Source organism: Flavobacterium sp. KBS0721, assembly GCF_002007065.3.
Taxonomy (GTDB): Bacteria; Bacteroidota; Bacteroidia; order Flavobacteriales; family Flavobacteriaceae; genus Flavobacterium; species Flavobacterium piscis.
This window is the reverse complement of the sequence record NZ_CP042170.1, coordinates 367,967-387,972: the sequence shown is the minus strand read 5'-3', so window position 1 is coordinate 387,972 and position 20,006 is coordinate 367,967. Positions and strand designations below refer to the sequence as shown.

Sequence of the window (20,006 nt, the reverse complement as noted above, 5' to 3'; positions counted from 1 at the left end):
AAAAATGTTAGATATAAAAGATTTTTCCATTTTTGAGAATCATTCAAATTTTGATTTTAAAGGATTCTTGTTAAAGATTTTAAGTTATTGGAAATGGTTTTTGGCTAGTTTGATAATTGCTTTTACAATTGCATATCAGGTAAATATTCGAAAAGAAAAAATTTACGCCATGCAAACCATGGTTTCAATAAAAGAAGAAAGAAACCCATTTTTTACATCAAATACCAGTTTGGTTTTTAATTGGGGAGGAGTTTCAGATCAGGTAAACGGAATTTCGACTATTATACAATCACGATCTCATAACGAATTGGTGGTAGATAAATTGCAATTTTACATCGATTACCTTACCCAGGGAAAATACAATTTAGTAGACTCTTACGGTGCTGTTCCGTTTTATGTCAATATAGACAAATCAAAAGGTCAGTTGGCGAATACCTTGATCAGTATTAAATTTCTGAGTGCTAATGAATATGAAATTCGTATACCTTTCGAGAATAATGCTGTTTCGTTAATAACTTATTCTACTAATACATACAGCAATACTGCTGTTCAGCCAACAGAATTTGTGAAGAAATATAAAGTTGGCGAACAAGTTTCGTTGCCTTTTTTAAACTGGAAGCTTCAAATAAATGATAATCCAGGTATGTACACAGGGAACGAATATTTTGTAAAATTCAATGATTTTGATGGTACTGTATCAGGTTACAGAGGAGTGAATGTTGGTTCTGACGACAAAGGCGGATCGATATTAACATTGTCAATGCAGGGAACAAATAAAGCACGAATGGTCGAATATTTGAATGCAACAGTAAAAATGTTAATCAAACTTCAGCTTGACGGAAAAAATCAATTTGCCACTAATACCATTCGTTTTATTGATAGTACTCTTGTTGCAATGGAGTCACAATTGAAAGAAACTGGAAGTGAGCTTAAATCTTTTAGAAAAGACAAAAATATTTATGAGATTGAAGGAGGAGGCGAGAAAGTTTCAGATAAAATAATGGATTTTGATGTTGAAAGAGATCAGGTCACAAGAAAGATAGCGTACTACAATTCTTTAAAATCATATTTAAATAATAGCGTTGATTATTCGAGATTGCCTGCACCATCTGTTGCCGGAATCGAAGATCCAAATGTTGTTGTGAATGTATCGAAACTTATAGCGCTTTCTACACAAAGATCAGAAATGGCTTATGCGGTAAAAAGTGATAAGATCTTTAAAGATTTTGACAACCAGATGCAAGCTGTGAAAAATGTTTTACTGGAGAATATTGCTTCTGCAAAAGGATCTTTATTGACAGATTTGGCAATGGTAAATGCTAAAATAGGTCAGGCTGAAAGTACTGTAAAAAGACTTCCGGAACAACAGCAGGAATTATTGAAGATCCAAAGAAAATACGATTTAAGCGATAATATTTATAATGAATTTTTAAAGAAAAGAAATGAGGCTGAGATTGTTAAAGCTTCGAATTTATCAGATATTCATTTTATAGATCCTGCAAAAGATATTGGGGGAGGATTAATTGGTCCAAAAACTTCTGTAAATTATATTCTGGCTTTATTCTTGGGGACGTTAATACCTTTACTGTTTATTTTTGGAATTTTCTTTATTAATAATTCAATCCAGAATACTGAAGATATTAGTAAATTAACTCAAATTCCATTAATTGGAGTAATTGGAGTAAATAAAGATTCTCTGAATTTAGCGGTTTTCGATAAACCAAAGTCGGCACTTTCAGAAGCCTTTAGAACGATTCGTTCTTCGTTGCAGTTTTTATATAAAAAACAACAGGTAAGCGGTTCGAAAACATTGATGATTACTTCGTCTATAAGTGGTGAAGGAAAAACATTTTGTTCGATAAATATCGCTACAGTTTTCGCTTTAAGCGAAAAGAAAACTGTAATCATTGGTTTAGATTTAAGAAAACCAAGATTGGCAGATGAGTTTAATTTGAAAAATCAAATAGGGGTTGTAAATTATTTAATAAAACAAAATAGTTTAGCTGAGATTATCAATCCAACACAAATTCCTAATCTTGATGTGATTCTTTCGGGACCAATTCCGCCAAATCCGTCAGAGTTAATTTTGAGCGATGCAATGCGGGACTTGATTTTGGAGCTGAAACAGCAATACGATTATATTATTCTGGACACGCCTCCGGTTGGGTTAGTGTCAGATGCATTAGAGTTAGCACAATTTGCAGATGTTACGCTTTATATAGTGAGACAAAATTATACTAAAAAAGACATGATAACGTTGCTAAATACCAGAGTACAGCGTGGTGAGCTTGCAAATGCGAGTATTATTTTAAATGGTTATGAAAATAAAGCGAAATATGGCACTGCTTATGGATATGGGTACGGCTATGGAGCTTATTCAAATGGTTATCATGATGAAGGAGATAGAATAAGTTTCTGGAAAGAAATTTTGAATAAATTCAGGAAAAAATAATTGGTAAAAATGAAAACATCAACTCAAAATACAATTTTAATTACAGGTGGAGCAGGTTTCATTGGTTCAAATTTGTCCGAATATTTTTTAGGATTGGGATATAAAGTAGTTTGTCTGGATAATTTTGCTACAGGACACCGCCATAATTTAAAAGATTTTATAGATAATCCGAATTATAAATTGATAGAAGGTGATATTCGAAATATCGCCGATTGTAATTTAGCGGTGGATGGAGTTGATTATGTTTTGCACCAGGCCGCTTTAGGTTCTGTTCCGAGATCTATAAATGACCCCATCACGACAAATGATGTGAATGTTTCCGGTTTTCTAAATATGCTAGTGGCTGCCCGTGATGCGAAAGTTAAAAGATTTGTATACGCAGCAAGTTCCTCAACTTATGGAGATTCTGAGGGATTGCCAAAAGTAGAAGATGTTATTGGTAAACCATTATCACCATATGCTATTACAAAATATGTAAACGAATTGTATGCTGAAATTTTCAGCAGAACTTATGGTTTGGAGACGATAGGTTTGCGTTATTTTAATGTTTTTGGAAGAAAGCAAGACCCAAATGGAGCGTATGCCGCGGTGATTCCGAAGTTTGTTACACAATTAATGAATCATGAAAGTCCAATCATAAATGGAGACGGAAATTATTCCCGTGATTTTACTTATATCGACAATGTAATTCAGATGAATGAATTAGCAATGATGAGTCAAAATCCGGAAGCTATAAATACAGTTTACAATACCGCATTTGGTGATCGCAATACATTAAACGATCTGGTAGGATACTTAAAAAAATATCTATCTGAATTTGATGCTAAAATTGCAGATGTAGCAATTGTTTATGGAGAAAATAGAGCAGGAGATATTCCGCATTCATTAGCAAGTATAGATAAAGCGAAAACAATTTTAGGATATGATCCTAAATATTCATTGCAAGATGGGTTAAAAGAAGCTGTAAGCTGGTATTGGAATAATTTAAAATAAAATTAAGGATCAAGATAATAGTAAATTAAATGAAAATTACAAAAATTTGTTGCATTGGTGCAGGTTATGTTGGAGGTCCGACAATGGCAGTAATTGCTCAAAAATGTCCGCATATTCAAGTGACTGTTGTTGATTTGAATGAACAAAGAATTAAAGACTGGAACGATCCAAATACAGATAATATTCCAATTTATGAACCGGGACTTTCAGAAATAGTAGCTGAGGCAAGAGGAAGAAATCTTTTCTTTTCGACAGAAGTAGAAAAAGCAATTGATGAGGCTCAGGTTATTTTTATATCTGTAAATACGCCAACAAAAACCTACGGAAAAGGAAAAGGCATGGCTGCCGATTTAAAATATATAGAACTTTGTGCCAGACAAATTGCCAAAGTTGCGAAGAATAATAAAATTGTCGTAGAAAAATCAACTTTACCAGTACGTACAGCCGAAGCGATAAAAAGTATTCTGGACAATACCGGAAATGGAGTTCAGTTCCAAATCTTATCAAATCCTGAATTTTTAGCTGAAGGAACTGCTGTGACAGATTTGCTAAATCCTGATCGAATATTAATTGGTGGAGATACAACGCCGGAAGGTGAAGAAGCAATTAATGCTTTAGTTGATGTTTATGCAAATTGGGTAAGCAAAGATAAAATTTTGACAACAAATGTTTGGTCTTCAGAACTTTCTAAGCTAACTGCAAATGCATTTTTGGCACAGCGTATTTCATCTATAAATGCAATGTCTGAACTATGCGAAAAAACGGGAGCTGATGTGAGCGAAGTTGCAAAAGCAATTGGAATGGATAGCAGAATTGGGCCTAAATTTCTAAAAGCATCTGTTGGTTTTGGTGGTTCTTGTTTCCAAAAAGACATTCTGAATTTGGTCTACATCGCAAAATCTTACGGATTAAATGAGGTGGCTGATTATTGGGAACAGGTAATTATAATGAATGATCATCAAAAAAGAAGATTTTCGAACAAAATTGTGCAAACTTTATATAATACAGTTGCTGATAAGAAAATTACATTTTTGGGATGGGCTTTCAAAAAAGATACCAATGATACCAGAGAATCTGCTGCAATTTATGTTGCTGATGATCTTATCAATGAGCGGGCAAAAATCTCTGTTTATGATCCTAAAGTTTTGAGAAATAAAATGCTAAGTGATTTAGATTATTTAGAAACCAGAAGTGACGAAGCAAATAGCAAAGCCTTATCAATATTTGATAATGCCTATGAGGCATGTAAAGGCGCTCACGCCATTGCGATTCTAACAGAATGGGATGAATTTACAAGCTATGATTGGCAAAAAATTTACGATTCAATGCACAAACCGGCATTTCTTTTTGACGGAAGAAATATTTTGAATGCAAAAGAATTAGAATTAATAGGGTTTATTTATAAAGGAATAGGTTCTTAATTGAAAAAGATATTGAGGTGAAATTTGATATGAAATGAATAGTGAGAGATTGTTTTAAAATTTTATTTCAATAAGATACAAAAATGAAAAATTGGTATGTAGTGTATACAAAGCCCAAGTGGGAGAAAAAAGTTGCCGAAAAACTTAATGAAATTGGAATTGAATGTTATTGTCCATTAATAATTCAAATCAAACAATGGACAGATAGAAAGAAGAAGATTGAGGTGCCGCTTTTTAACTCCTATGTTTTTGTTCAGTTAGAAGATACTGATCGTAGTTCTGTTTTTCAAGTTTCTGGCGTAGTTCGATTTCTGTTTTGGTTAGGAAAACCTGCAATTGTTCGTGATGAAGAAATTAAAATAATAAAAACAAGCTTGGCAGCTCCAAATATCAGTGATATTTCAGTAACTTCGATTCAGGTAGGGGATCGTATAAAGTTAGAATCAGGAGTTTTTAGTAATCAGGATGCGATAGTTCAGGAAATTTCAAACACCTATTATACATTAGTTTTGGAATCTTTAGGATGTGTTCTTAAAATAAAATATAAATAATGTAGTTATATTGTGTAACTATTGATACTAACAGAAGGTAAAATTTCTCTAAATAGAAAGTTTATTTTCTGTTTTTTTTATAAGGTGAATTTTTACATACTGATTGATAGAGCGTTGGTGGTTATTGGTGCTATTTATTTGGTTGTTTTTTCTGTATTACGGGAAACCGTATTGAATAGATTGACTTAATATGTTATATTTGCCGAAAATGATTTTAGAGTATCTGTGTCCAATTTTTGTGACTCAGAGAGGCGAAGCCGTGAATTGTTATGACTGAAATAGATAAAAAAGATTACAAATTGAACGAAAACGTAAAAATAGCCATTATTGGTTTGGGTTATGTTGGCCTGCCTTTGGCTCGATTATTTGCTACTAAATATTCAGTTATAGGTTTTGATATTAATGAATCAAGAATAGCTTCTTTAAAATCAGGTACAGATACAACATTAGAAGTTGATGATGCTACATTGAAGAATGTTTTAGTAGATAATTCCACTTCTGACGCGGGATTGTATTGCACGACTTCTTTAAACGATATTGCAGATTGTAATTATTTTATAGTTACGGTTCCTACGCCAGTAGATAAAAATAATCGTCCAGACTTGACTCCATTATATAAATCGAGTGAGTCTGTTGGTAAAATATTAAAAAAAGGAGATATCGTAATTTACGAATCGACAGTTTATCCTGGAGCGACAGAAGAGCAATGTGTTCCGGTTTTAGAAAAAGTTTCAGGATTAAAATTTAATGAGGATTTTTATGCCGGATATTCACCAGAAAGAATAAATCCGGGAGATAAAGAGCATACAGTAGAAAAGATCTTAAAAGTAACTTCAGGTTCAACACCTGAAATTGGTTTAAAAGTTGATAATTTATATAAGTCAGTAATTACTGCCGGAACACATTTAGCGCCTTCTATAAAAGTGGCAGAAGCGGCTAAAGTGATAGAAAACTCACAAAGAGACATTAATATCGCTTTTGTAAATGAACTGGCTAAAATATTCAACTTAATGAATATTGATACGCAGGAAGTATTAGCTGCCGCATCAACAAAATGGAATTTTTTGCCTTTTAAACCTGGATTAGTAGGAGGACACTGTATTGGTGTGGATCCCTATTATTTAGCACAAAGAGCCCAGGAATTTGGTTATCATCCCGAAATAATTTTAGCTGGTCGCCGTTTGAATGACAGCATGGGAGAATACGTTGCCTCTCAAATAGTAAAGTTGATGATCAAAAAAGGAATTTCGGTTAATGGTGCAAATCTTTTAATGCTTGGAATTACTTTTAAAGAAAATTGTCCGGATGTTCGCAATACCAAAATTGTAGATGTTGTAAAAGCATTAAAAGAATACGGAATTTTAGTAACCATATTTGATCCATTGGCTAATGTGAATGATGTAAAAAAAGAATATAATTTAGTAACAATTAACACTTTGCCAAATGATACATTTGACGCAATTGTGCTCGGAGTTTCTCACAAAGAATTTTTAGATTTAAATTTCTCAGAGTTGCAAAAAGAAAATAGTTTATTATACGATGTCAAAGGAGTTTTGGGTAGTATAGCTGATAACAGGTTATAGTATTTAAAAATTCTTTTTTTTATTTTTAAAAAAAATGGAAACACAAAAATCAATTATACATGTTATTTTGACTGGAGGAGTAGGAAGCAGATTATGGCCTCTTTCAAGAAAAAGCCAGCCTAAACAATATCTTGAAATATTTGAAAATAAATCTTTATTTGAAATGACTGTTGATCGTAACAGTCACTTAATAAATAAAGTAATGGTGGTGGGAAATGTTGATAATCATCATTTAAGTGGTAAGGTTATGGATAAAACCAAAACTTCTTATATGAACATTGTTGAAGCTACGCCTCGCAATACTGCTGCTGCAATAGCTTTTGCTGCGTTTGCATCAGATCCGGATGACATATTAATTGTAACACCTTCAGATCATATTATTGATAAAATAGAGGATTATAATAAAGCTATAAAGGAAGCAGTTTTAATGGCAGAAGAAGGATTTATTGTAACTTTTGGTATTATTCCAACCAAACCGGAAACTGGATACGGTTATATTGAATCAAAAGGAGATAGGGTAATTTCATTTAGAGAGAAACCTAACCAAACTACAGCTAAAGAGTTTATTGCAAAAGGAAATTTTTTGTGGAATAGTGGAATGTTTTGTTTCAAAGCAAGTGTTCTTCTGGATGAACTAAAACAATTTCAACCTGATGTATATGAGAAATCTAAAACTGTCTGGGAGGCAAGTGAAAATGGGTTTTTAGACTTGGATTTATCATTAGAAATTCCATCAATAAGTATTGATTATGCGGTAATGGAGCGTAGTAAAAAAATTAAAGTGGTACCTGCTGCTTTTTCATGGTCAGATTTAGGATCATTTGAGTCGGTTTACGATTATTTAGTGACAAAAGGACATCCGACAGACAAAAATGGAAATATGGTAATTGGTTCTGGTAAGCATACCACTTTTTTAGGATTAAAAAATACTATTTTTGTATATACCGATACAGCAAATTTAATTTTGCAAAAAGAAAATTCGCAAGATGTTAAGGATATCTATAGTGAATTAGAAAAAATAAATTCCGATTTATTAAATTAATATTCAAAATGAAAAAGATTCTTATAACCGGTGGTGCCGGTTTTATTGGTTCACATGTAGTAAGACGTTTCGTAAACAAATACCCAGAATACCAAATTTTTAATTTAGATGCATTAACTTATGCAGGTAATCTGGAAAACATTAAGGATATTGAAAATCAGTCTAACTATACTTTTGTAAAAGGAGATATAGTAGACGAGAGCTTTATAAATGAACTTTTTTCAATTCATAATTTTGATGGTGTTTTGCATTTGGCAGCAGAATCCCATGTAGATCGTTCTATTGAAGATCCTTTAGCATTTGTTAGGACTAATGTTATTGGTACGATGAATTTATTGAATGCAGCTAAAAATCAATGGAAAGATAATTTTGACGGAAAACGTTTCTACCATATTAGTACTGATGAAGTGTATGGTTCACTTGGAGTTGAAGGTCTTTTTACAGAAACTACTTCTTACTATCCTAATTCACCTTATTCAGCTTCAAAAGCAAGCTCTGATCATTTTGTAAGAGCTTATGGAGAAACTTATGGATTGCCTTATGTTTTAACAAATTGCTCTAATAATTATGGATCCTACCATTTCCCTGAAAAATTGATTCCACTTTTTATAAATAATATTATAAATAATGAACCATTACCTGTTTACGGAGATGGTAATTATACACGTGACTGGCTTTTTGTAGAAGATCATGCCATTGCTATAGATTTGGTTTTTCATGAAGGAAAAAATCATGAAACTTACAATATTGGAGGTTTTAATGAGTGGAAGAATATCGAATTGGTAAAATTATTGTGCCAAATTATGGATCAAAAATTAGGCAGATCTGAAGGGACTTCTCAGGAATTGATTACTTATGTAAAAGACAGACCTGGTCATGATTTACGCTATGCGATAGATGCATCAAAAATTAATAGAGAATTGGGATGGAAACCTTCTGTTACATTTGAAGAAGGCTTGGAAAAAACAATTAATTGGTATCTTAATAATGAAGAATGGCTGCAAAATGTAACATCAGGTTCTTATAAAGATTATTACCAAAAACAATATTCATAAACAATAAGCAATTTTATTTCAACCAAACTTTAGGTTAAATTATAATTCTATATGAAAAAGATAACATTCGTTCTTACGCTGCTTTTTATTTTATCACTGTCATTTAATGCAAATGCCCAAGACATACTTAAGTCGAAAGATTTGAGTACGATCAAGGTTGATTATTTATCTGATGATGATTTGGGTAAAATTAGTGCACAGTTAAGAAGCAACAATACAACAATTGATAATGTAGAGTCGATGGCCTTGTCAAAGGGAATGACACAAACAGAGTTTAATAAACTAAGAATTAAGCTTTCTGAATTTAATAAGAAAAATTCAAAAGATAATAAACCAAACATAGTTGATAAGGAAAATTCTGGATTTGGAAGAAAACAGGAAGTAGTTAAAAACGATAAAGTAAAAGATTCAACAAATTCTTTAATTTTTGGTTCTGAGTTGTTTGATAATCCTACTTTAAATTTTGAACCGGATTTAAAATTAGCCACTCCCATGAATTACATTCTGGGGCCCGGCGATGAATTGCAGGTAAGTGTATATGGCATTCAGGAATATAATGCCAGTATACCGGTAAGCGTAGAAGGAAAGATAACTATAGATTACGTAGGACAAATTTCAGTTTCTGGAATGTCAATTGAAGCAGCGACCCAAAAAATTAAAGCTGCCATTGCAAGAGTTTACAGTACAGTAAGTTCAGGACAATCCCAAGTGAGTGTGAGCTTAGGTAGAATCCGAACGATTAAGGTAACGATTGTTGGAGGTAAGCAACCAGGTAATTACTCAATTTCTTCTTTAGCGACAGTATATAACGCTTTGCATTTGGCTGGAGGTCCAGGAAAAAACGGAAGTTACAGAAATATAGAATTAATTAGAAATAATAAAGTTTATAAAAATGTTGACATCTATAAATTTTTGGTGAAAGGAGATCAATCTGATAATGTGAGTTTGAAGGATAACGATGTTATTCGAATTCCGGCATATAGCCAAAGAGTTACAGTTGAAGGGGAAGTAAAACGTCCCGGGATTTTCGAAATGAAAAAAGGAGAAAAATTTTCTGATTTATTAAATTTCGCCTCTGGTTTTAATGAATTTGCCTATACTGCATCAGTTAATGTGACACAAAAAACAGGGAAAGAGTTTAAAGTACATGATATAAATGAAAGTGAGTATAATACATATTTATCACAATCTGGTGATGTGTTTAGAGTGACTAAAATATTAAACAGATTTGAAAATCGAATTAAAATTGAAGGTGCTGTTTTTAGGCCAGATTATTATTCGTATAGTGAAGGAATGAGAATTTCGGATCTTATTACCAGAGCAGAAGGTCTGAAGGAGGATGCGTACACAAAAAGAGCTAGGATTATTAGATTAAAAACAGATTTAACCACTGAGATTGTAAATGTAGATTTGAGCGCCGCATTATCCGGAGATTTGAATGCTGATCTGAAATTAAAAAGAGAAGATATTGTAACGGTATATTCTATTCTGGATTTCAGAGAAGAATACAAAGTAACAATTGATGGTGAAGTTAAAAATCCTGGGGTATATGAATATTTCGACAATTTAACTTTAAATGATTTGGTTGTTCAGGTTGGTGGTCTAACGGGCTCAGCATCTAAAAGAGTTGAAATTGCTAGAATGCTAAAGTCTGATGTGATAGATGATTCTGATCCAAAACGCATTGAATTGGTTCAACTTGAAATTACTGCTGATAGTAATGAACAAATTAAAAACTTTGTTTTAAAACCTTTTGATGTTATCAATATAAGAAAAGTGGCAGTTTATGAAAAACCAGAAATGGTCAAAGTTAACGGTGCAGTTGCTTATCCTGGCAAATATGTTCTGGCGAATAAAAAGGAGACTGTTTACAATCTTGTAATGAGGGCGGGAGGGCTAACATCTATTGCTAATTTAGATGGTATGAAAATTAAAAGACCAATAAAAGAAGAACAGATTGAACAATTAGAAAATATAAATTTTAATATTGGGAACAAAGTATCCTCAGAAGAAGAATCAGGATTAAAAAGCAAAGATACGCTGAAGGGAGTACTATCTAAAAGACTTAGAGATGAATTGAAATATGCTACTATACCTGTAAACTGGGAAAAAATTGTAAAAGATAAAAATCATTATTCAAACGTTACTTTGTTTCCTGGTGATGAAATTGAAGTGGCAGTATACAATGAAGGTGTGAAAGTTGCTGGTAATGTATTACTAACATCTGAAATCCCATATAGAACTGGAAAAGGATTTAAATATTATCTTAATTCAGTTGGAGGTGTTGACAGCAAAGGTTGGAAGAAAAAAGCTTATATTATTTACCCTAATGGTCGGGCAGATGTAACTAAGTCATTTTTATTTTTTAAATCATATCCGACAGTACAACCAGGCTCTCAAATAGTAGTTCCCGAAAAACCAGAAACAAGAAAAATGAGCACAGGAGAATGGGTTGGTATAGGAAGTGTGTTAACAAGTTTAGCATTATTAATAGTAACAGCTTTTAAATAAAACTCATGGACAATACAAATGTGAATGATGAACTCTCGTTAAGAGAATTAATATTACAAAGTAAAGAATGGTTTTTTTATTTTTTTTCAAAGTGGAAAAATATTTTTTTGATTGCAATTTTAGGATCTTTATTGGGGATTACTTACTCGACATTTAATAAGCCAATTTATACAGCTACGCTTTCTTTTGCCTTGGAGGATGAAAAACCTACTGGTGGATTTGGAGGAGCACTTGGATTTGCAAGTTCTATGGGATTAGATTTAGGAGGAAATGCAGGAGGTATCTTTTCGGGGTCTAATTTGACGGAGTTATTTAAATCAAGGTCAATGGTTGAAAAAACGTTACTTTCTCCTGTTTTTGTAAATGGAAAACAAATTTCTTTAGCAGAGATGTATATTCAAAATAACAATTGGAGAGCAATCTGGAATAAAGACCCTAAATTTAGTAAAGTTCAGTTTCTGCCAAATGCTGATCGTAAAAAGTTTACTAGAGTTCAGGATAGTATTTTAGGAGTAATGTTTAAAAAACTCTCTACTACAAGTTTAACGGTTGGTCAGAAAGACAAAAAAATTGCTATTATAAATATTGATGTTTCATCGCCTGATGAAATGTTTTCTAAATATTTTTGTGAGGGATTGGCTAAAAAAGTTGGAGATTTTTATGTTGAAACTAAAAGTAAAAAGGCTAGAATTAATATGGTTATTTTAGAGCGTCAAGTTGATTCTATTCGTGGTGAACTCAATGGCGCCATAACTGGAGTAGCAATAGCTAACGACAATACTTTTAATTTAAATCCAGCTTTAAACGTTCGTCGTGCACCATCAGCAAGAAGACAAGTAGATGTGCAGGCAAATACTGCAATATTAGCAGAACTGGTTAAGCAAGTAGAATTGGCCAAAGTGACTTTAAGAAAAGAAACACCATTAATTCAAGTAATAGACAGACCTATTTTACCATTAGCTAAAGAACGTTTCGGAAAGTTGAAAGGGATTTTAATTGGAGGTTTTTTAGGAGGATTTTTTGCCTTATTATATTTTACAATTAGACGATTAACAAAGCTTTTAGTTTAATTTTTATCAATATCAACAATAACACCATGTTAAATAACAAATCAATATTAATAACTGGAGGAACAGGTTCTCTAGGTAAAGCATTAACAAAACATATTTTTGAAACATATCCATCTGTTAAGAAGGTAATTATTTTTTCTCGTGACGAGCAAAAACAATTTCAAATGGCGCAGGAATATCCTTTGAGTAAATATCCTCAAATTAGATTTTTTCTTGGAGATGTTAGGGATGAACAGCGATTGATCAGAGCTTTTCAGAATGTAGATTATGTTATTCACGCTGCAGCAATGAAACATGTACATTTAGCAGAATACAATCCTGACGAATGTATTAAAACTAATATTGGAGGAGCTCAAAATGTTATTCATGCAGCTATGCAGACTAATGTACAAAATGTAGTAGCATTATCAACAGATAAGGCGTGCGCACCCATTAATCTATATGGAGCAACAAAATTAACATCAGATAAATTATTTGTAGCAGCGAACAATATTAAAGGAGTTAATCCTATAAAATTTTCAGTTGTTAGATATGGAAATGTAATGGGATCTAACGGATCAGTAATTCCATTCTTTATAAACAAAAAGAAAGAAGGTAAATTACCAATTACCGATATTGCAATGACTCGTTTTAATATTTCTCTTCAAGGAGGCGTTGATATGGTGATGCATGCAATGGAACATGCTTGGGGAGGTGAAATTTTTATTCCAAAAATTCCTTCATATAAAATTACAGACGTCGCTGAGGCTGTAGCTCCAGATTGCACACTTGATGTAGTAGGAATTCGTCCTGGTGAAAAAATTCATGAAGAAATGATTACAGCTTCAGACTCTTTTTATACTTATGACCTAGGGAAATATTATACGATCTTACCTTCAATTCCTAATTTTAAATTAGAAGAATATTTAAATCATTTTAAAGCTAAAAAAGTAGAAGAAGGGTTTAATTATAATTCTGGCTCAAATGAAGATTGGGAAACTGTTGATACTTTGAGAGCCTTAATAAAAGAACACGTTGATGCTAATTTTGAAGTATAATGGAAAATAAAATTATTCCTTACGGAAGACAAGATATTACTGAGGAAGATATTAAAGTTGTAATTGAAACTTTAAAATCAGACTTTTTAACTCAAGGACCTAAGATAAAAGAGTTTGAGGAGAAATTCGCAAAATCTGTAGATGCTAAATATGCTGTAGCGGTCAATAATGCAACTGCAGGTCTTCATATTGGGGTCATGGCTTTAGGATTGGAACAGGGAGATAGAGTAATTACTACTCCAATAACTTTTGCGGCTTCAGCTAATTGTGCACGATTTGTTGGTGCCGAAGTCTGGTTCGCAGACATTGATAGAGATACATATTTGTTGTCGCTTGAAAAAACAAAAGAATTAATAGAAAGCAAGCCAAAAGGTTTCTTTAAAGGAATTATTCCTGTTGATTTTGCTGGATTACCAGTAGATTTAGAAGCGTTTAGGAAATTAGCGGATGAGCATAGTCTGTGGATCTTGGAGGATGCATGTCATGCACCTGGCGGATATTTTATGGATTCTAAAAATCAGAAGCAATTTTGTGGAAATGGTGTATATGCGGATGCAGCTGTTTTTTCATTTCACCCGGTAAAACATATTGCGTGTGGAGAAGGTGGAATGGTAACTACAAACTCTGAAGAAGTTTATAAAAAATTATTGCTTTTACGTTCTCATGGAATAACAAAAGAAAATATGTCAGAAAACCAAGGTGGTTGGTTTTATGAAATGCAGACATTAGGATATAATTATAGAATAACCGATTTTCAAGCAGCTTTAGGAATTTCTCAATTGGGAAGAAATGAGAAAGGTGTAGAAAAGAGAAATGAAATTGCTCAAAAGTATAAAAGTGCTTTTCAAGGAAAAATTAGGTTTCAAAGTTTACCAGATAATTTTTTAAATGCACATCATCTTTTTGTAATTGAAGTGGAAGATAGAAAGGGACTTTATGATTATTTGCATCAGAATAAAATTTATGCTCAAATTCATTATATTCCCGTTCATCAGTTGCCTTATTATAAAGAAATTGGATATAATAGCGATACTGATTTAAGTAAAGCAGAAGATTATTATTCAAAGTGTATCAGCCTTCCAATGTATCCTACATTAACAGCTGAAGAACAAGAATTTGTTATCACAAAAACACTTGAATTTTTAAATGTCTAATCTTTGTATAATTCCTGCACGAGGAGGAAGTAAGCGAATTCCTAGAAAAAACATTAGACCTTTTCTAGGAAAACCTATTATAGCTTATTCTATAGAAGCAGCACTTAATTCTGGATTATTTGATGAAGTAATGGTTTCTACAGATGATGATGAAATTGCTGAAATTGCATTAAAATATGGGGCAAAAGTTCCATTTATGCGTACAGAAAAAAATTCAAATGACTATGCAACAACTTTTGACGTTATTGAGGAGGTTTTAATAAAATACAAAGACACAAATAAACATTACGATGTAGTTTGTTGTATTTATGCCTGCGCACCATTTGTTACTTCTAATAAGCTAAGTGAAAGTCATAAAATGCTGGAAACAAATAATTATGACAGCGTTTTTCCCGTTATACCATTTGGATTCCCAATACAAAGAAGCTTAAAATTTGAAGAAGATAAAATTAAATTTTTCTATCCTGAATTTAGTTTAGCGAGATCTCAAGATTTGGAAAAGAGTTATCATGATGCAGGACAGTTTTATTGGATGCAAACAAATAAATGCTTAGAACAAAAAAAGATCTTAACTGAAAATAGTGGAAGCATAATTATTTCTGAAATGGAAGGTCAGGATGTTGACAATGAAGTAGATTGGAAATTGGCTGAATTAAAATATGAATTGTTACAAAGTACTAAATAAGCAAGTATACTCTCAAGGAGATTTTTCAATTGTTCCGATTCGTTATGAAGATCGTTTTGAAATAATGAAATGGCGAAATGAACAAATTTATCATTTACGTCAAGATAAACCGCTTACAATAGAAGATCAAGATAAATATTTTTCTGAAGTTGTAGCTAGACTTTTTGAACTTGAAAAGCCAAATCAGATTTTGTTTTCTTTTTTGAAAAATGAAGTATGCATAGGATACGGAGGATTGGTTCACATTAATTGGATAGATTTGAATGCTGAAATATCTTTTGTGATTGATACCCAGTCACAAAAAGACAATTTCAAAAAATATTGGTCAATCTATTTAAAAATGATAGAAGATGTTGCCTTTAATGAATTAAACTTTCATAAAATATATACCTATGCGTTTGATTTGAGACCTCATCTATATGAAGTGATAGAAAAGGAAGGTTATCATAAAGAAGCTGTTTTAAAAAATCATTGTTTTTTTAATGGTAAGTTTATTGATGTAGTTATTCATTCAAAATTTAAAAATGTACATGTTCCCACTTTAGATGATAATTTTTTTTTAAGAGAGGCGATGTACAATGATGCAGAATTGCTATTTAATTGGGCTAATGATATATTTGTTAGAAAAAATGCTCTTAATCAAGAGTTAATTATATGGGAAAATCATTTAAAATGGCTCAAAAACAAAATTGAAAGTCTTGAAACAAAAATTTTTATTTTAACTCAAGGAAATAAATCACTAGGACAAATAAGAATTGATAAAATTGATGACTGTTGGCAGATTGATTATTCTATTGATTGTAATTATAGAGGTCAAGGATTGGGAACAAAAATTGTGGGTTTTTTACTTGAAAACATTGACAATGTAAAGTTTAAAGCGATAGTGAAAAAAGATAATAAAGCTTCATATTCAGTTTTTGTTAAACTAGGATTTAAACAATTGCCTACAAATGATCCAGATTTATTATTTTTTGAATATCAAAAATTAGCTTAAAATATGCTTAGATATATTTTTTTGTCAGAAAAAAGCTGGCATAAAGACCTTTTTAAAAAATTACAAGAATCTTTTGAGAATGACAGTTGGCTATTAATTGATTCAAAAGAGGATTTTAATCTAGAGACATTAGAAAAATTTAAACCTAATAAAATTTTCATTCCTCACTGGTCCCATATTATTCCAAAGGGAATATATGAACAGTACGAATGTATTGTTTTTCATATGACAGACTTGCCATATGGAAGAGGTGGTAGTCCGTTACAAAATTTAATTGTCAGGGGCCACAAATCAACAAAAATTTCGGCTTTAAGGGTAGAACAAGGTTTGGATACAGGAAACATCTATCTTAAAGAACCATTAGATCTTAGTGGGACAGCCACAGAAATTTTCCTTCGTGCTTCTGAAATAATTGGTAAGATGATTTTCGATATTATTAAAAATAAGTCTATTGCTATACCACAAGTTGGTGAAGTGGTAGAATTTAAAAGAAGAAAAAGGGAAGAAGGTAATTTTACTAATATAATTGATTTAGATAAAATATATGATTACATTAGAATGCTAGATTGTGATGGATATCCTAAGGCATTTATTGAAACAGATACAATGAAATTTGAATTTGATAACGCTAGTTTTGATGAAACTGGAAAAATAATTAATGCGAATGTTCGAATCTTTAAGAAATAAAAGAATAATGGTTGTTGTAGCTCATCCAGATGATGAATTATTAGGTCTGGGAGCAACATTTCATAAATTAATTAACGAATACAATGTGCAAACGCATGTTGTGATTTTAGGAGAAGGTATAACTTCCAGAGCAGACAATAGAGATGTTAAAGCTTGGGAAAGTGAATTGTCTATTCACAGAGAAAATATCAAAAAGGCGCAATTTGCAATCGGATATCATAGTACAAGTATCTATGATTTTCCGGATAATCGATTTGATTCAGTAGCACTACTTGATATTGTAAAGACAGTTGAAAAAGAGAAAACACAATTTAATCCAGATGTGATTTTTACACATCATGGAGGAGATGTTAATATTGACCACCAACGAACATTTGAATCTATAATTACTTGCTGCCGGCCAATGAGAGATGAGAAAGTTAAAACAATTATAACTTTTGAAACTCCTTCAGGAACTGAATGGAGATCCCCTACAGATCCAAAGCATTTTTTGCCCAATTTATTTTTCAGTGTATCAGAGAAAGATGTTGAAGCAAAAATCAAAGGGATGGAAAGTTATGAATTTGAACGTAGAGAATATCCGCATCCCCGTTCACCAGAGGCACTGAAAATCCAAGCTCAAAGATGGGGAGTTGTTGTAGGCTCGAACTTTGCAGAAGCTTTTTGTTTAATAAGATCAATCAACTAATTGAATATGAAATTAGGAAATATAGAAATAAATAGCACGTCACCCGTGTTTATAATTGCAGAATTATCTGCAAATCATAATGGAAGTTTAGAAACTGCATTAGAAACTATTCGTGCCGCCAAACGTGCAGGTGCAAACTGTATAAAATTACAAACTTATACAGCTGACACAATGACAATAGATTGCGATAAAGATGATTTTATAATCAAAGGTACAATTTGGGATAGACAAAATTTACATAAATTATATCAGGAAGCATATACACCATGGGAATGGCATAAAGAATTATTTAGAGTTGCAGAAGAAGAAGGATTAGTATGTTTTTCTTCACCTTTTGATAAAACAGCAGTTGATTTTTTAGAAAATTTGAATGTTCCTGCTTATAAAATAGCTTCCTTTGAAATAACAGATATTCCATTAATTGAGTATACTGCATCAAAGGGAAAACCAATTATAATTTCTACTGGAATTGCAGAACAAGAAGATATTGTGTTAGCACTTGATGCCTGTAGAAGGATGGGAAATAATGATATTGCTTTACTTAAATGCACTTCTAGTTATCCAGCTCCAATAGAAGAAGCAAATATGTGTATGGTTAGAGACTTGGCTGAGCGATATAATGTAATTAGTGGACTTTCTGATCATACAATGGGAGCAACCGTACCAATTGTTGCAACAGTTTTTGGGGCAAAAATTATAGAAAAACATTTTATTTTAGATCGTTCAATCGGCGGCCCAGACGCGTCTTTTTCGATGAATGAAGAAGAGTTTACGAAAATGGTTATAGCAGTCCGAGAAGCTGAAAGCGCTGTAGGAATTGTTGATTATTCCTTAACAGAGAAACAAGCCAAAGGCAAAGATTTTTCTAGATCTTTGTATGTTGTTGAAGACATTAAGCAAGGAGAGCTAATTACTGATAAAAATGTTAGATCAATTAGACCTGGTTTTGGAATGCATCCAAAGTTTTTTAAAGATATTTTAGGTAAAAAGATTAATTCAAACTTAGAAAAAGGTGACGCACTAAAATGGGAATATATTATTAAATAATAGTTTTATGAAGATAAAGTTACTTAATCTATTACTGCTTGTAATAGTTTTTTGTTCATCATGTACTGCACAGGATGAAAATGATAAAAATGATAAAAGTGATAAAATAACACAAAGAATTACTTACTCTGATGGCTTAAGTAACGCTTTTACAGATTTAGTCTATTTTAATAAACAGTTTTTCCTAGTATATAGAGAATCCGATAAGCATATTTTTGGACGTGATGGTGTTATCAAATTATTAAATAGCACAGATGGAAAAAAATGGGAACTAATCAAAGAAATTGCTATTGATGGAATTGATTTACGTGATCCAAAATTTTCATTAAACAAAGATAAATTGATGCTCTACTTTCATGGCTCTAGTTATGAAGGCAAAGCTATTTCTAAATTCAGTGATTATCGAGTGAATTATTCTGACAAATGGAATAAAATCGAAAATGTTACACTTGATAATAAAGTGAAAACAACTTCAAAAATAAAAGGGAATGAAGCTTGGCCATGGAAAATAACATGGTTAAATGGTAAAGCATACTCTTTTGGATACAATGCGTCGGATATTTATAGACTCTATAAAAGTGATGATGGTCTTTCGTTTAAAAGCGATGATTTTGTTTATAGTAATGTTGCATTACCAACAGAAGCAACGATAAATACAAATACGAATGGAGATTTGTATGCGTTAGTGAGAAGAAACTATGCATCAGCATTATTTCAAAAATACAATGTTGAAAAAAATGAATTTACAACATTTGCAGAATTGCCTTTTACAAATTTTACGGGTCCTAACTTTGTGTTTTTGAATAATAAGTATGTACTTTTTACTGGAGCATTTCAAAAAGTATTAATAGGGATTTATAATTTGGAAACCAACGAATACAAAATTATCTATCGTTTTGGTTGTTGTGATTGTGGATATCCAGGAATGGTAATAAAAGATAATGTTCTTTGGATGAGTTTATATTCTTCGCATGAAACAAAAAATGGATCATCTATTTATATAGCTAAGATAAATCTTGATGAATATAAATAAAAT

Annotated in this window: 17 protein-coding genes; all 17 read left to right on the top strand. The window is 31.9% G+C overall.

The annotated features are described in order from the left end of the window. Positions 1-4: 4 nt before the first annotated feature. The 17 genes from B0M43_RS01845 (at position 5) to B0M43_RS01765 (ending at position 20,003) form a co-directional block, all read left to right on the top strand. The gene (locus B0M43_RS01845; RefSeq protein WP_078005992.1) at positions 5-2,452 is read left to right on the top strand and encodes a polysaccharide biosynthesis tyrosine autokinase; all 2,448 of its coding nucleotides are present in this window, start codon (positions 5-7) and stop codon (positions 2,450-2,452) included. Positions 2,453-2,461: 9 nt separating this feature from the next. Then, positions 2,462-3,445, top strand: coding sequence for an SDR family oxidoreductase (locus B0M43_RS01840; RefSeq protein ID WP_078005991.1), 984 nt, complete (start codon positions 2,462-2,464; stop codon positions 3,443-3,445). Between the two features lie 29 nt (positions 3,446-3,474). Beyond that, on the top strand, positions 3,475-4,866 hold the full coding sequence (locus B0M43_RS01835; RefSeq protein WP_078005990.1) for a UDP-glucose 6-dehydrogenase: 1,392 nt from the start codon (positions 3,475-3,477) through the stop codon (positions 4,864-4,866). An 83-nt stretch (positions 4,867-4,949) separates the two neighbouring features. Further along, a complete protein-coding gene (locus B0M43_RS01830; protein ID WP_078005989.1) occupies positions 4,950-5,417 on the top strand; it encodes a UpxY family transcription antiterminator in 468 nt (155 codons plus the stop codon). A 269-nt stretch (positions 5,418-5,686) separates the two neighbouring features. Next, positions 5,687-7,000, top strand: a complete 1,314-nt coding sequence (locus B0M43_RS01825) for a nucleotide sugar dehydrogenase (RefSeq protein ID WP_078005988.1) — start codon at positions 5,687-5,689, stop codon at positions 6,998-7,000. 34 nt (positions 7,001-7,034) lie between these two features. Beyond that, the gene (locus B0M43_RS01820) at positions 7,035-8,042 is read left to right on the top strand and encodes a mannose-1-phosphate guanylyltransferase (protein ID WP_078005987.1); all 1,008 of its coding nucleotides are present in this window, start codon (positions 7,035-7,037) and stop codon (positions 8,040-8,042) included. A gap of 8 nt (positions 8,043-8,050) precedes the next feature. After that, on the top strand, positions 8,051-9,097 hold the full coding sequence (gene rfbB, locus B0M43_RS01815) for a dTDP-glucose 4,6-dehydratase (protein WP_078005986.1): 1,047 nt from the start codon (positions 8,051-8,053) through the stop codon (positions 9,095-9,097). 51 nt (positions 9,098-9,148) lie between these two features. Further along, positions 9,149-11,608: an SLBB domain-containing protein gene (locus B0M43_RS01810; protein WP_078005985.1), complete on the top strand. Its 2,460-nt coding sequence runs from the start codon at positions 9,149-9,151 to the stop codon at positions 11,606-11,608. Positions 11,609-11,613: 5 nt separating this feature from the next. Further along, positions 11,614-12,678 (top strand): lipopolysaccharide biosynthesis protein, encoded by a 1,065-nt coding sequence (locus B0M43_RS01805; RefSeq protein ID WP_078005984.1) that lies wholly within the window; start codon positions 11,614-11,616, stop codon positions 12,676-12,678. 26 nt (positions 12,679-12,704) lie between these two features. Then, positions 12,705-13,715: a UDP-N-acetylglucosamine 4,6-dehydratase (inverting) gene (gene pseB / locus B0M43_RS01800; RefSeq protein WP_078005983.1), complete on the top strand. Its 1,011-nt coding sequence runs from the start codon at positions 12,705-12,707 to the stop codon at positions 13,713-13,715. Continuing rightward, a complete protein-coding gene (pseC, locus tag B0M43_RS01795; RefSeq protein ID WP_078005982.1) occupies positions 13,715-14,869 on the top strand; it encodes a UDP-4-amino-4,6-dideoxy-N-acetyl-beta-L-altrosamine transaminase in 1,155 nt (384 codons plus the stop codon). The genes pseB and pseC overlap by 1 nt, the downstream gene beginning before the upstream one ends. Continuing rightward, positions 14,862-15,554 carry a pseudaminic acid cytidylyltransferase gene (pseF, locus tag B0M43_RS01790; RefSeq protein WP_078005981.1) on the top strand — a complete coding sequence of 231 codons (693 nt, stop codon included), beginning with the start codon at positions 14,862-14,864 and terminating at the stop codon, positions 15,552-15,554. The genes pseC and pseF overlap by 8 nt, the downstream gene beginning before the upstream one ends. Beyond that, positions 15,529-16,548 carry a GNAT family N-acetyltransferase gene (locus B0M43_RS01785; protein ID WP_078005980.1) on the top strand — a complete coding sequence of 340 codons (1,020 nt, stop codon included), beginning with the start codon at positions 15,529-15,531 and terminating at the stop codon, positions 16,546-16,548. The genes pseF and B0M43_RS01785 overlap by 26 nt, the downstream gene beginning before the upstream one ends. A 3-nt stretch (positions 16,549-16,551) precedes the next feature. Next, a complete protein-coding gene (locus B0M43_RS01780; protein WP_078005979.1) occupies positions 16,552-17,235 on the top strand; it encodes a formyltransferase family protein in 684 nt (227 codons plus the stop codon). Further along, the gene (locus B0M43_RS01775) at positions 17,213-17,923 is read left to right on the top strand and encodes a PIG-L deacetylase family protein (protein ID WP_078005978.1); all 711 of its coding nucleotides are present in this window, start codon (positions 17,213-17,215) and stop codon (positions 17,921-17,923) included. Before B0M43_RS01780 ends, B0M43_RS01775 begins: the two co-directional genes overlap by 23 nt. A 6-nt stretch (positions 17,924-17,929) precedes the next feature. Further along, complete coding sequence (gene pseI, locus B0M43_RS01770) at positions 17,930-18,970, top strand: pseudaminic acid synthase (RefSeq protein WP_078006177.1); 1,041 nt, start codon at positions 17,930-17,932, stop codon at positions 18,968-18,970. A 7-nt stretch (positions 18,971-18,977) separates the two neighbouring features. Further along, a complete protein-coding gene (locus tag B0M43_RS01765) occupies positions 18,978-20,003 on the top strand; it encodes a hypothetical protein (protein ID WP_078005977.1) in 1,026 nt (341 codons plus the stop codon). The last annotated feature ends 3 nt before the right edge of the window (positions 20,004-20,006 follow it).